The 12,282-nt window shown below is 63.5% G+C and carries 12 protein-coding genes and 1 pseudogene; 8 read left to right on the forward strand and 5 right to left on the reverse strand.

The features are described 5' to 3' along the window. Positions 1 to 84: 84 nt before the first annotated feature. From GEV01_RS10060 to GEV01_RS10070, 3 genes are read left to right on the forward strand one after another with little or no spacing between them, the layout of a single operon-like run. Positions 85 to 1,656 (forward strand): hypothetical protein, encoded by a 1,572-nt coding sequence (locus tag GEV01_RS10060; protein WP_152803845.1) that lies wholly within the window; start codon positions 85 to 87, stop codon positions 1,654 to 1,656. Between the two features lie 9 nt (positions 1,657 to 1,665). Further along, entirely contained in the window at positions 1,666 to 2,220 is a 555-nt protein-coding gene (locus GEV01_RS10065) for a hypothetical protein (protein WP_152803847.1), read from the forward strand. After that, positions 2,213 to 4,186 (forward strand): hypothetical protein, encoded by a 1,974-nt coding sequence (locus tag GEV01_RS10070; RefSeq protein WP_152803849.1) that lies wholly within the window; start codon positions 2,213 to 2,215, stop codon positions 4,184 to 4,186. Before GEV01_RS10065 ends, GEV01_RS10070 begins: the two co-directional genes overlap by 8 nt. Before the next feature lie 101 nt (positions 4,187 to 4,287). On the opposite strand, the gene GEV01_RS10075 is transcribed toward GEV01_RS10070, so the two are convergent. Genes GEV01_RS10075 through GEV01_RS10085 form a run of 3 tightly spaced genes read right to left on the reverse strand, consistent with a single transcriptional unit; the run spans position 4,288 to position 6,645 of the window. Then, positions 4,288 to 5,133: a MetQ/NlpA family ABC transporter substrate-binding protein gene (locus tag GEV01_RS10075; RefSeq protein WP_152803851.1), complete on the reverse strand. Its 846-nt coding sequence runs from the start codon at positions 5,131 to 5,133 to the stop codon at positions 4,288 to 4,290. Positions 5,134 to 5,147: 14 nt separating this feature from the next. Further along, positions 5,148 to 5,828, reverse strand: coding sequence for a methionine ABC transporter permease (locus GEV01_RS10080; RefSeq protein ID WP_008449578.1), 681 nt, complete (start codon positions 5,826 to 5,828; stop codon positions 5,148 to 5,150). Next, on the reverse strand, positions 5,821 to 6,645 hold the full coding sequence (locus tag GEV01_RS10085) for a methionine ABC transporter ATP-binding protein (protein ID WP_152803853.1): 825 nt from the start codon (positions 6,643 to 6,645) through the stop codon (positions 5,821 to 5,823). The genes GEV01_RS10080 and GEV01_RS10085 overlap by 8 nt, the downstream gene beginning before the upstream one ends. A 227-nt stretch (positions 6,646 to 6,872) precedes the next feature. On the opposite strand from GEV01_RS10085, the pseudogene GEV01_RS10090 reads away from it, so the two are divergent. The 4 genes and pseudogenes from GEV01_RS10090 to GEV01_RS10105 form a co-directional block, all read left to right on the forward strand. Continuing rightward, positions 6,873 to 7,142 (forward strand): annotated as a pseudogene (locus GEV01_RS10090) (ABC transporter permease subunit); the annotation flags it as partial. 16 nt (positions 7,143 to 7,158) lie between these two features. Beyond that, on the forward strand, positions 7,159 to 7,968 hold the full coding sequence (locus tag GEV01_RS10095; protein ID WP_152803857.1) for an ATP-binding cassette domain-containing protein: 810 nt from the start codon (positions 7,159 to 7,161) through the stop codon (positions 7,966 to 7,968). 230 nt (positions 7,969 to 8,198) lie between these two features. Next, entirely contained in the window at positions 8,199 to 8,765 is a 567-nt protein-coding gene (locus tag GEV01_RS10100) for a YceI family protein (protein WP_008449570.1), read from the forward strand. 101 nt (positions 8,766 to 8,866) lie between these two features. Then, complete coding sequence (locus tag GEV01_RS10105) at positions 8,867 to 10,624, forward strand: amidohydrolase (protein ID WP_235914299.1); 1,758 nt, start codon at positions 8,867 to 8,869, stop codon at positions 10,622 to 10,624. A 1-nt stretch (position 10,625) separates the two neighbouring features. Here the strand turns inward: GEV01_RS10105 and GEV01_RS10110 are convergent, their stop codons facing one another. After that, positions 10,626 to 11,213 (reverse strand): chromate transporter, encoded by a 588-nt coding sequence (locus GEV01_RS10110; protein ID WP_328595476.1) that lies wholly within the window; start codon positions 11,211 to 11,213, stop codon positions 10,626 to 10,628. Then, positions 11,210 to 11,788, reverse strand: coding sequence for a chromate transporter (locus GEV01_RS10115; RefSeq protein ID WP_152803861.1), 579 nt, complete (start codon positions 11,786 to 11,788; stop codon positions 11,210 to 11,212). The genes GEV01_RS10110 and GEV01_RS10115 overlap by 4 nt, the downstream gene beginning before the upstream one ends. A gap of 136 nt (positions 11,789 to 11,924) precedes the next feature. Between GEV01_RS10115 and GEV01_RS10120 the strand changes: the two genes are divergently transcribed. Beyond that, on the forward strand, positions 11,925 to 12,113 hold the full coding sequence (locus tag GEV01_RS10120) for a hypothetical protein (protein WP_008449565.1): 189 nt from the start codon (positions 11,925 to 11,927) through the stop codon (positions 12,111 to 12,113). Positions 12,114 to 12,282: the final 169 nt, after the last annotated feature.

Below are 12,282 nucleotides of genomic sequence, written 5' to 3' on the forward strand. Positions count from 1 at the left end.
CAGCCGCCCCCACTCAATCACCAGTGCCCGAGCATCTGCGGCACTGCGGACTTTATCAATAACACCCATTGCTCGGCGTTGGGCATGCCGGTCGACACCCCCTTTCTTACCCTGGACCCCAATGGTGGAGGGCAGGGGGTGCCTGCCTATTGCTATTGCTGCTGTTCTTGTTTTACCGCCGGTACGCCGATCGAGAAAGACCATGGCACCTGGGCCATGGTGCAGGACCTGGAGGCGGGCCAAACCATCCTGGCCGCCGGCGCCGACCTGAAGTGGCAAGCCACGGAGATTAAATTCCGCAGCGGCCCGACGTCCAGCGCCGACATCCACGGCTTGATACTGATTTTCTATCAGATGCAAGGCGAGGCCGCGCCGCGTCAAATCCTGGTAACGCCGGGCCACCTCTTTCTGCTGGCCTCAAATGGCCGCTTGAAGGCATCGCAGTATCTGGCGCCGGGCGATCTGCTGGCGCAAGCGGACGGCGGCTCGGCCAAGGTGATCCTCGGCATCCTGAATGATCAGCCGGTTCCCACCTCGATACACTCGCTGGCGCTGGTCGGCGACTACGACGGCAGCAACCTGGCCGGCCATCTGGTCAACTCGAACGGCATCGTCACCGCGGACTACGAGGTACAGGTCCATTTCGAAGCCGATGGCGCGACGGCGCTTGGCGCGGAGCAGGAGCTGCCGCCGGAAATCGGCACTCCCGAGTATGCGGCCCTGCACCACGGGCCGGCCGCCATGGCGCTGGTAACGACGGCGTTGCCGTCGGTCTTTGGCGGCGTCAACCACAACCTGGTGACGGTGCCGCAAAGCGCCAAGCGCTGGCTCACGGCGGACCAGGCGCAGTACCTGGCATCGACGGTCAAGTTCCGCTCGCTCGGCGATCCTTCGCCCCGCATCGCGGCGCAGCGCGTAATCGGCTGGGCCAGGACGGTCTATCCCAATCTGGTGTTCCTGGTCGATTGGCGTAGCACCGAGCCTAACGTTTCAGCGTTTGTCTCCGACGGCCAATCCTTTGTCGTGATCAGCGGCGCGTTCCTGCGGCTGCCCGGCGTGTTCTCCGAACTGGCGCTGATCGCCCTGACCAGCATGGCTGAGCGTCTCGGCGGCCGGAACTGCGTCTGCGACGCCGACTATCAGGCGGTGGCCTACGTTCTGCGCCGCATGGTCACGGATACCGTGTATGTGGGCGTGGTGTCGCGCGGCCTGGAGCAGTTCGGGGCGTTGTGCAAGCTGTTCGGCGTAGAGTCGGCGGCGGATCTCGATCCTTGCGCCAACCCCGGCATCGCCTGCCGGCAGCAAACCATGACGAACGCCTTGAGCTTCTTCGGCGTTCCCGCGTGCGGCGTGCCGCCGCCGACCGGCTTGCGGTTGGAGAAAGCGGTGCTGTCGGCCGCGCGCGACGTGTTGAGTGTCACCTTCAGTCTTCCGGTCGAGAAGACTTCCGGCCAGAATGTCGCGAATTACTCGCTGCTGCCCGCCATGGCCATTGCCAGCGCGACGATCGACCCGGCCAATGCTGCGCTGGTGCGCCTGAGCGTCAGCGGCGCGGTGGGCAGCGGCAGCATGGTGTTGCTGGCCGAGCGTGTGGTGTCGCAAGATAATCAGCCGCTGGCTGCGGACGGCAATCACTTGCTCGTCCAGCTGGCCTAGGAGGGCGCGATGATTGCCCCCTTCAAGGCTGTCGCCGCCGCCGGTGACTGGAGTGCTCAGCTCCACGCGTTGGCTGAGTTGTTGCAGATGGATGTGCTGCCGCCGGGCCAGGTTTTGCGCAGGGCGCTGGCCGATGATCGCTACGCGTCGAACTTGTTCATGAGCCGGGGCCAGCCGACGCTGTTGCGCAAGCTGCTGGCATCGCCCGGCAATGCCGCCTTTGCCGAGGCCGCAGTCGCCGCCGATAGCGCCGATATCGCCGCCGTCCCGGCCTTGGCTACCGTCGGCCATGCGGTCGCCGCGATGGGGCGCTGGGCCGCCAGCGGCTTTGCGACGCTCAGCGTGGATCAGGCCGAGGCGCGGATGGCGGTGTGCCGGCCGTGCGCGCACTATACGGCGGCGCCGAAAAATCTCCTCTATGGACTCACCTTCGATGCCGCAGTCGACATGAATATCTGCTCGGCCTGTGGATGCGTCGCGCGCCGCAAGGCTAAATTGGCGAGCGAGGATTGTCCCAAGGGCTACTGGCCGATAACGCAAAGCAAGGAGACTCACCATGCATAGCATCTCTGTCAAGCTGGCCGCGCTCGCTGTGCTCGGTTGCATCGCGTGCTCTCCGGCCGATGCCGGCATGCCGGACCAGCGCAACGCCGTGCTGCCGCCGGCGGCCGCGGGCCCGGTGATCGACACTTCGCAGTTCAATGCGGGTGTGGATCCGGTCGTCAGTTCAGCAACGGTGACACAGATCGAAGTCACTCAAGGCATCCAGGATATCGACCATAGCGTTGGCATCATTTCGTCGCGGCGCACGCTGGTCCGGGTGTTCCTGGATGTGAACACCCCGGCGGGCTATGGGCTGGTCAGCGGCAAGTTGCAAGTCAACGCGCCCAACGGCCAGGTATTGACGCTCGATCCCATTTCATCGGTGTCGGTGCTGTCGCAATGGAACGGTAAGCTGGAACTGCAGCGCAGCTGGGCGGATCTGGCGCTGACTTTTGACGTCCCCATCGCCAATATGGTGCCGGGGGCCTTTAGCGCCAAGCTGGTCTCGTTGCGCGACATGTTCAACCAGGGCCGGGATATTCCTTGCGCTAATTGCGCGGCCACCACGCGCGCGGTGAATGTGGTCGCCGGTGTTCCCTTCCGTTTGACTGTCATCGGCTTGCAATACGTTGACGGCAATGGCGTTCAGCGCAACCCCAAGCAAGTGGATTACGACCGCATCAATTCCTGGTTTCAGCGCGGCTACCCGATCACCAACCTGGTGTACAACACCCGGAGCGTGGCTGCGACCAATCCGTGGCCGTTCGACTGCGGGCAGGCGAATGCCCAGGTCGCGCAGATCCGGGCGCTGGACGTGAATAACGGGACCGATCGCCGGACCCATTATTTCGGCCTGGTCGATGACGGCGGCGGCTTCATGCGAGGGTGTGCCGCGGTTCCGGGAGTGCCGACGCCAAGCGCGATCGGTTCCGGCCCCACCGGTGCGAGCAATTGGGGTTGGGATTTCGACGGTTCCTACGGGGATTGGTATACCGGCCACGAAGTTGGACACACTCTGGGCCGCTCGCACGTCGGCGGTTTCTGCGGCGAGTCCGGCACCGATCCCAACTATCCGTTCGCCAACGGCCAGATTGCCGACGCGACGCATCCGTTTGTCGGATATGACGGGGGCCAGGCCGATCTGGCGGTGTTGCCCCGGCGTGCCCAGCCTGGCAGGGTGTCGCCATATGCCGCCACCCCGGTCTCGATCTGGAATGATGTGATGAGTTATTGCCCCCGGCAGTGGCTCAGTTCCTATACTTACGAGGCCATCCGTACGCGCATCACTGCGGAAAATGCGCTGCCCGCAGGCCCGGCGCCCGCTGCCGCGCTGGAGTCCGGCCTTGCCCTGACGAGCGGCAAACAGCTGTTCATCGTGGCGCGGCTGGACGATGGCTGGTCGAGTGGCGCCATCGCCAGCATTTCGCCGGTAACGCTGGCGGAGGCCAACGTCGGCGCCGTGGCCGGTGGGCCGGAAGTTGTCACGCTGGACGCCAAGGGTACTGTGATCGGCCGCACGCCTGTGCAGGTGTTTTATCTTGAGGATGGCGGCGGCGCAGGACCACGCCGTCCCGGCTTGATCAGCGCTGCCGTGCCGGCATCGCCTGCGGTAAAAGGGGTGCGTATCGAAGTGGATGGTAAGGCGATCGCTACGATACAGGCCAGGCAGCAGGGGCCGCAGCTCAAGCTGGCCGCGCCCTCGCTGGGGCCGGCCGCTGCGGCGCTGAACAACAATGTGCCCGGTTCAGTGCTGTTGCGCTGGTCCGGCGCCCATCCCCAGGGGCAGGCGCTGTCCTACTCGGTGCTGCTGAGCGGCGACAACGGACGTACCTGGCGCACGTATGCGGTGGGTCTGACCAAGCCCGAACTGCGCTTGCCTGCCAATGTCGCGGCCGACCTGGGCAGCAAGGCGCAGCCCGTTCGTTACCGCGTCATCGCCAGTGACGGGTTCAACACCGCGCAGGTGGATGGAACGTTGAAGAACTGAAGTCCATGCCGCTCCTGGCCGCCGGCGGTGGCGTGGCAGGAGCGGGGTAGTGTCGGGAATCGCCGGACGCAGAAAGAAGCAGCACGGCCTATCCGGCAAGCTTACTTGCCCGGCTTGGCCGCGCCGGCCGCTTCCAGCGCCAGCTGGTCTTCGGTCTTCGAGTAGTCCGGGAAGTATTTGTTGGTCACGGCCAGGAACTCGCGCGAACGATAAGCGGCCGCGAGATCCTTGGCGAACTGCTTGTCCTTGTCCGCGCTGCGGATCGCCACCAGGTTGATGTAGTTGGCCGAGATCTTCTCAGTCAGCAGCGCATCTTTCAGCTTCATGCCCGCCGCCAGCGCGTAGTTGCCGTTGACGAAGGAGTAGTCGGTATCCTGCAGGGAGCGCGGCAACTGCGCGGCTTCCAGCGAGATCAGCTTGATCTTTTTGACGTTGACGGCGATGTCGCGCTCCGACGCTTTGATCGGATCGAACTTGTCGCGCAGCTTGATCCAGCCCAGCTGGTCCAGCAGCACCAGCGCGCGCGCCTGGTTGGTCGGGTCGTTCGGCATGGCGACGGTGGCGCCTTCCTTCACTTCGGTCAAGGCCTTGTGCTTCTTGCTGTAGATGGCGATAGGCGCGGTCGGGATCTTCACCAGGTCGGCCAGCGGCAGCTTGTTCTTGGCCGCGAACTCATTCAGATAAACGATATGCTGGAACACGTTGGCGTCCAGCGAACCTTCGGCCAGCGCGAAGTTCGGCTGGATGTAGTCGTTGAACTCCACCAGCTTGATCTTGTAACCCTGCTTTTCCAGGATAGGCTTGATGCCCAGCTTGATCTGGTCCGCGTACGGGCCGGCGCTGGTGCCGATCACCAGTTCTTTCGGATCCTTGGCGTAGCTCGGGGCGGCGATGCCCAGGGAGAGGGCCAGTGCGGCCAGCAGCAGGTTGCGGCGAGGTGCTTGCATGAGTAGTCCTTTAGTTAGCGTTTGTCGAGGCGTTTGGCGATGCGGTTGCCGGTGAACTGGATCAGTTGCACCATGGCGATCAGGATGGCGACGGTGGCGACCATGATGTCGGTCTCGAAGCGGTAGTAGCCGTAGCGGATGGCGAGGTCGCCGATGCCGCCGCCGCCCACCACGCCGGCCACGGCGGAATAGGACAGGAAGCTGATCGACAGCACCGTCAGCGCCAGCACCAGGCCGGAGCGGGCTTCCACCAGCAGCACGCGCAGCACGATCTGCAGTTCCGATGCGCCGATGGCGTGGGCGGCTTCGATCACGCCGCGCGGCACTTCACGCAGGTTCTGTTCGACCATGCGGGCGAAGTAGGGCACGGCCGCGAACGACAGCGGCACGGCGGCGGCCAGCGGGCCGATCGAGGTGCCGGCGATGATGCGCGTGAACGGCACCAGCGCCACCAGCAGGATGATGAACGGGAAGGAGCGCACCGTGTTCACCAGCCAGCCCAGCACCAGCGCGGCGGGACGGTTTTGCAGCGACTGGCCGTCGGCCACCAGGAACAGCAGGATGCCCAGCGGGCCGCCGAGCACCACGGCGGCGGTCAGGCCTATGCCGAGCATGGTCAGGGTTTGGCCGAGCGCGGTCCACATTTCCGGCAGCATGGCCAGGATGGCGTCGAGAGAGGCGAGGTATTCAGACATAGGCGGCCTCCGTGTCGGCGTTGTTTGGGGTGGAGCGGGCGGCCAGGATGCTGGCGGCGCCGTGCTGTGCCAGCTCGCGGCCCAGCGCGGTCTTGCGCGGTTCGGCCAGGCTGGCGGCGTCGTCGAGCGCGAACTGTTCGGCGATGGCGCCGTCTTCGATCACGGCCACGCGGTTGCAGATCTCGCCCAGCACCGACAGCTCATGGCTGACGATGACGATGGTGACGTTGAGGCGGCGGTTGATGTCGCGCAGCGTGGCCAGCAGCGCGCGCGTGGTTTCCGCGTCCAGCGCGGAGGTCGGTTCGTCGCACAGCAGCACGGCCGGGCCGCTGGCCAGTGCGCGGGCGATGGCGACGCGCTGCTTCTGGCCTCCCGACAGCTGGGCAGGATAGCTGGCCGTCTTGCCGCTCAACTCCACCAGTTCCAGGCATTCGTTGACGCGCGCGGTGATCTGCGCTGCCGTCAGGCCGCCGTGTATGCGCAGCGGGAAGGCCACGTTGTCGAACACGGTGGCGTTTTGCAGCAGGTTGAACTGCTGGAAGATCATGCCGATATTGCGGCGCGCATCGCGCAGGTCGCGTTTCGACAGCGCGGTCAGTTCGCGGCCGTCGACGAAGACGGCGCCGCTGTCGGGCTGTTCCAGCAGGTTAAACAGGCGCAGCAGCGTGGATTTGCCGGCGCCGCTTTTGCCGATCAGGCCAAAGATATCGCCTTTGTTGACTTCCAACGATACGTCGCGCACCGCGTGGAAGTGGCCGCCGTCCGGCAGCGCAAAGGTTTTGCTCGCATGGGTAATGCGAATCAGGGGTGTAGTCATGGGGAATAAGCTTGGGAGATGCAGTAGTGCAAGTATCTCATCGGCTCTTCATGCGGCAAACGACTATTTTTTCCTTTCTATATATCAAAAACCTATAAAGAAGAAAGTGCATATCAAAACGTAAAACTATTCGTTTTGATTTTGTTGTTGCGGAATTAATCTGGCCGGCATGACTACTCGTGGAGCCGGCAATGGGAAATGTTAAGCATCGGACAACCGCAGGCGCCGATCCGGCCCTGGTCGAGATGGCGCGCAGCTACGGCCTCTCCGGCTGGCCGCTGTTTCTCGACGTGACCTTGCCGGCGGCGCTGCCTTCGATCCTGTGGTCCGTGCGCATCGGGCTCGGCCTGGTGTGGCTGCTGTTGATCGTTGCCGAGGCCGTCTCTGCGCAATCCGCGGTGCGCATCGCACTGTACGTCCTGCTGGGCGGCGCGGCCGATCTGGTGGTGCGCGCGACGGCACGGCATTTCCTGCGCTGGCATCCCGCTTACCGTTAAGAATGGAGTAAACCGTATGTATATTTCGACCGCCTTGTTCGACATCGACGATACGATACGCCGCCCGCTTCGGCCGACGCCGGCGCCGCCGCTCAAGCGGCAGGGCGTGGCGCTGGCGTTGGAAGACGTGAGCGTGGCGTTCGGCGCCCGTCCTGTGCTGAATGAACTGCGGCTCTCGCTGCGCGCCGGCGAATTCGTCGCCGTGCTGGGCCGCAGCGGCTGCGGCAAGACCACGCTGCTGCGCACCATCGCGGGATTGGACGGCGCCGATGCCGGCAGCATCGCGGTCGGCAACGGCGGCCTGGACCCCAGCATCCGCATCATGTTCCAGGAGCCCAGGCTGCTGCCGTGGAAGTCGGTGCTGGAGAATGTGGCGATCGGCAAGCCGCGCTCGCTGAATGCGGCGGCGGCCACGCTGCACATCGTCGGCCTGGCCGGCCGCGCCGACGATTGGCCGGCGCAGTTGTCGGACGGCCAGCTGCAGCGGGCCGCGCTGGCGCGCGCGCTGCTGCACGAGCCGCAACTGCTGTTGCTGGACGAACCGCTGTCCGCGCTCGATGCGCCGAGCCGCGCCGAGCTGCAGCAACTGATCGAAGCGCTGTGGCAATCGCGCGGCTTCACCGCCGTGCTGGCCACGCACGACGTGCAGGAAGCGCTGGCGCTGGCCGACCGCGTGGTGCTGATCGAGCACGGCCGCATCGCGCTGGACTTGCCGGTGGACTTGCCGCGTCCGCGCGCACGCGGCAGTGCAGCGTTTGCTGCTTTGGAACAGAGATTGCAGCAGCGCATGCTGCAACCGCCGGCGGCGCTCGCCCCTGCGGCCTGACATCCTCTCGGCCTTTAGGCAGATGCCCATCCGATCGCCGCTGCTCTATCATCGCAATATGAGCAGCCGGTTTTATGATCGATTTTATCGATAGTAAAGCGGTAAATATTTCGTTTTACAACGGTAGATGTGACGAGCATAATCGCTTCACTCGAAGACATGCACCGGGCGGGCCTCAGCTTGCCGGGTCGAGTTCTTACATATTGTTCCCACATCCTGGAGTCTTACAAATGAAAAAAATCTTTGCCCTGCTGGTTGCTGCTGGTATCTCGCTGTCCGCCTTCGCCGCTCCGGAGAACTTCACCTCCGACGCGAACCACACCTTCGCCCGTTTCGAATACAGCCACTTCGGCTACTCGACCCAGCAGAGCCGCTTCAACAACACGACCGCCAAGATCGTGCTGGACCGCGCCGCCAAGACCGGCTCGGTTGAAGCGACCATCGACACCAAATCGGTCGATACCGGCTCGAAGCTGTTCGACGGCCACATCCAGGGCGAAGACTTCCTCGACACCGCCAAGTTCCCGACCATCACCTACAAGTCGACCAAGTTCAACTTCGATGGCGACAAGCTGGCTTCGATCGACGGCAACCTGACCATCAAGGGCGTGACCAAACCGGTCAAGCTGACCGTGACCCACCTGCAGTGCATGGATCACCCGATGCTGAAGAAACTGGCTTGCGGCGCCAACGCCACCGCCACCATCAAGCGTACCGAGTTCAACGCCGGTAAATACGCACCCTACGTCGGCGACGACGTGACCCTGACTTTCGCAGTCGAATCCATCAAGGACTAATCGAACTGGGCCTGGCTCAATTCCTTAGTCTCTGATGTGGGTCGGCGCGGTGCATGCATCGCGCCGGCCCGATTTTTTTTTAGGAGCAGTAGACAATGAGAATGAACCAGTTCGCACTCGCAGCCGCATGGGCCTGCGCCGGTCTCGCGCAGGCCGCGCCGGACCTCATCATCAGCAACGGCAAGATCGCCACCATGAGCAAGGAGGGCGAGTTCGCCCAGGCCATCGCCATCAAGGACGGCAAGATCCAGGCCGTCGGCAGTAACGCCCGCATACTCAAACTCAAATCGGCCGGCACCCAGCTGATCGATGCCGGCGGCAAGACCGTCATTCCCGGCCTCAACGACTCCCACCTGCACATCATCCGCGAAGGCTTGAACTACAACGCCGAGCTGCGCTGGGATGGCGTGACCTCGCTGAAGACGGCGCTGCAAATGCTCAAGGAGCAGGCGGCGCGCACGCCGGAGGGCGCGTGGGTCAAGGTGGTCGGCGGCTGGAACGAATTCCAGTTCGAAGAAAAACGCCTGCCGACGCTGGCGGAAATCAATGAGGCGGTGCCGGACAAGCCGGTGTTCCTGCTGTACCTGTACGGCCTGGGCTTCCTCAACCAGAAGGGCATCGCCACGCTGGGCTACGACGCCAGCACCCGCTTCAAGGATGGCGAAGTGCAGCTGGGCGCGGACGGCAAGCCGACCGGCCTGCTGATCGCCAAGCCGAACGCGATGATCCTCTACACCACGCTGGGCAAGACCAACGCGCTGCCGCGCGCGCAGCAGCTCAACTCCACGCAGCAGTACTACACCGAACTGAACCGTCTCGGCCTGACCAGCGCCATCGACGCCGGCGGCGGCGGGCAGGCGTATCCGGACGATTACGCGGTCAGCCTGGAGCTGGCCAAGAGCGGCAAGCTGACGGTGCGTACCTCCTACTATCTGTTCGCGCAAAAGCCGGGCAAGGAGCTGGAGGATTACCAGCGCTGGCTCACCATGACCAAGCCTGACCGCAACGACCACCTGTTCTACGCCAACGGCTACAACACCGAGGGCGGCGGCGAGAACCTGGTGTGGAGCGCGGCCGACTTCGAGAACTTCCTCGAACCGCGCCCGGACATGCCGCCGCAAATGGAGAGCGAGCTGGAACCCGTGCTGCGGCTGCTGATCAAGAACCGCTGGCCGTTCCGCATCCACGCCACCTACGACGAGAGCATAGACCGCGACCTGGCCGTCATCGAGAAGGTCAACAAGGACACGCCGCTGAACGGCCTGCGCTGGTTCTTCGACCATGCCGAGACCATCAGCGACAAGCAGCTGGCGCGCGTGAAGGCGCTGGGCGGCGGCATCGCGGTGCAGAACCGCATGTACTTCCAGGGCGAGCTGTACTGGAAGCAGTACGGCGCGCAAACCCGCCAGATGCCGCCGATTAAAAAAATGCTGGAGATGAAAATCCCGGTCGGCCTGGGCACGGACGGCACGCGCGTCAGCAGCTATGGTCCGTGGCCGTCGATCTACTGGGCGGTGACGGGCAAGACTGCGGGCGGGCTCAGCGTGTGGCAGCCCAAGGATGTGCTGAGCCGCTACCAGGCGCTCAAGCTGATGACGCAGGGCAGCGCGTGGATGAGCGGCGAGGAAAAGCTCAAGGGCACGCTGGCCCCCGGCCAGTATGCGGATCTGGCGATACTGCCGCAGGATTATTTCTCGATGGCGGCAGAGCAGATCAAGAACCTGGAAAGCAGCCTGACCATCGTCAACGGCAAGGTGGTGTATGCGACGCGCGAGTTCAAGCAGTACGCACCGGCCTTGCCTGAGGTGGAGCCGGACTGGAGCCCCGTGAAATACTACGGCGGCTACCAGAACAAATAAGTCAGACCAGCTGGAACCAGCCCACCACAGCGCCCGCAGCCAGCAGCCACAGCAAGTGGATGCGGGTGCGCCAGATCACCAGGCCGGCCACCACCGACAGCGTCCACAGCGGCCAGTCGGTGGCCCAGCTGTGGTGCGCGCTGCCGAGGATGATCCCGACCGACACCATCAGCCCGACCACCACCGGCGCCATGCCTTGCTTGAAGGCGCGCACACCCAGCAGCTCGCGGTTCTGATGGCCCCAGCGCGCCGCCAGATAGGTCAGCGTGGTACTCGGCAGCATGATGCCTATCATCGTCACCAGCACGCCGGCCAGCGCCGCCGTGTAGCTGCCCGCGTTGAGGCCGACATTCCAACCCATCAGCGCCACGAACAGCACGTTCGGGCCCGGCGCGGCCTGGGCGATGGCGATCGAATCGTTGAACTGCGATTGCGTCAGCCAATGGTGTTCCTCGACCAGGAAGCGATGCATCTCGGACGTGGTGGAAATCGCGCCGCCTATCGACATCAGCGACAGCAGCAGATAGTGGCCGAACAGGTTGAGCCAGTCGGACAGGCTCAGCACGAGATGCAGCGGGGCGTCGTTCACGGCTGATGTCCCTTCAGCTTGCGGTAGGTGAGCGTGACGCCGATGCTGCCCAGGATCAGCAGGGTGTAGGCCAGCGGCAGATGCAGCAGCACCACGAACACCACGCACAGCAGCGCGATGGCGCCTGTCAGCCACATCGGCAGCGGATGCTTGCCGAGCGCGGAGGCGAGCTTGAGGCCGGTCGCGGCGATCATGCCGGCCGACACCGCCGCCATGCCGCGCAAGGCGCCTGCCACGCCGGGATGGTGGGCGTAGTGCGAGTGCAGCACGGCCAGCACCAGCACCACCAGCAGCGGCACGGTCAGCATGCCGGCCAGCGCCACCAGGCCGCCGCGCAAGCCGTAGTAGCGGCTGCCGATCATCAGCGCCAGGTTGACCACGTTGGGGCCGGGCATGATCTGCGCGACCGCCCATTCCTCGATGAATTCTTCCTGCGTCAGCCAGCGCTTGCGCTCGACCATTTCGCGCTGCACGACCGCCAGCACGCCGCCAAAACCTTGCAGCGCCAAAATGGTGAAGGACAGGAAAAGATCGAATTGGGAAGAGGGGCGGGAGCGGGGCAGATCGGAAGTCATGCACTATTATCGCGCAGAAACGCTTTAAATACAGAAATGATAGGAAGCTGACATTGACTTTGGCCGATGCTCGCCCATACTCCTTTAGCGTGTCGCAGATCAGGGTTTACTTCACCAACTCTTGCTAAGGATCATGATGAACGTTTCGCTATTACAGCAGCGCAGTGATGAGCAATGCAGTGCCGCAGTCAACCGCGGCATCCTGGTGCAATCCAGCTTCAACACCGTTTGCGCGATCGAATACATGAAATCCCACAACGTTGCTCCGCAGGTGATCGAACGGGTGCTATTACACCCTGAACTGCGTCGAAAATCCCCTCATTGACCCGTCAGCTTATACAGCCCCGGTGTTTACTTATGCACAAATCATGTTGACAAGAATTTTCTTTAAAAATTTTCTCGTTACAATACTTGACGCGCTAAGTCATTGATTTTTCAAGGGGTTTATTTTGCCTGTTGGATGGGCAGTTTGTTGAAAACCGCATAGGTAAAGC

Source organism: Rugamonas rivuli (assembly GCF_009380165.1).
GTDB classification, from domain to species: domain Bacteria; phylum Pseudomonadota; class Gammaproteobacteria; order Burkholderiales; family Burkholderiaceae_D; genus Rugamonas; species Rugamonas rivuli.

Coding starts and splice junctions, on each gene's coding strand:
- GEV01_RS10070 (WP_152803849.1), top strand. CDS start 2,213: ATGCATAGCATCTCTGTCAAGCTGGCCGCGCTCGCTGTGCTCGGTTGC.
- GEV01_RS10065 (WP_152803847.1), top strand. CDS start 1,666: ATGATTGCCCCCTTCAAGGCTGTCGCCGCCGCCGGTGACTGGAGTGCT.
- GEV01_RS10100 (WP_008449570.1), top strand. CDS start 8,199: ATGAAAAAAATCTTTGCCCTGCTGGTTGCTGCTGGTATCTCGCTGTCC.
- GEV01_RS10095 (WP_152803857.1), top strand. CDS start 7,159: ATGTATATTTCGACCGCCTTGTTCGACATCGACGATACGATACGCCGC.
- GEV01_RS10105 (WP_235914299.1), top strand. CDS start 8,867: ATGAACCAGTTCGCACTCGCAGCCGCATGGGCCTGCGCCGGTCTCGCG.
- GEV01_RS10120 (WP_008449565.1), top strand. CDS start 11,925: ATGAACGTTTCGCTATTACAGCAGCGCAGTGATGAGCAATGCAGTGCC.
- GEV01_RS10080 (WP_008449578.1), bottom strand. CDS start 5,828: ATGTCTGAATACCTCGCCTCTCTCGACGCCATCCTGGCCATGCTGCCG.
- GEV01_RS10115 (WP_152803861.1), bottom strand. CDS start 11,788: ATGACTTCCGATCTGCCCCGCTCCCGCCCCTCTTCCCAATTCGATCTT.
- GEV01_RS10075 (WP_152803851.1), bottom strand. CDS start 5,133: ATGCAAGCACCTCGCCGCAACCTGCTGCTGGCCGCACTGGCCCTCTCC.
- GEV01_RS10085 (WP_152803853.1), bottom strand. CDS start 6,645: ATGACTACACCCCTGATTCGCATTACCCATGCGAGCAAAACCTTTGCG.
- GEV01_RS10060 (WP_152803845.1), top strand. CDS start 85: ATGCCGGTCGACACCCCCTTTCTTACCCTGGACCCCAATGGTGGAGGG.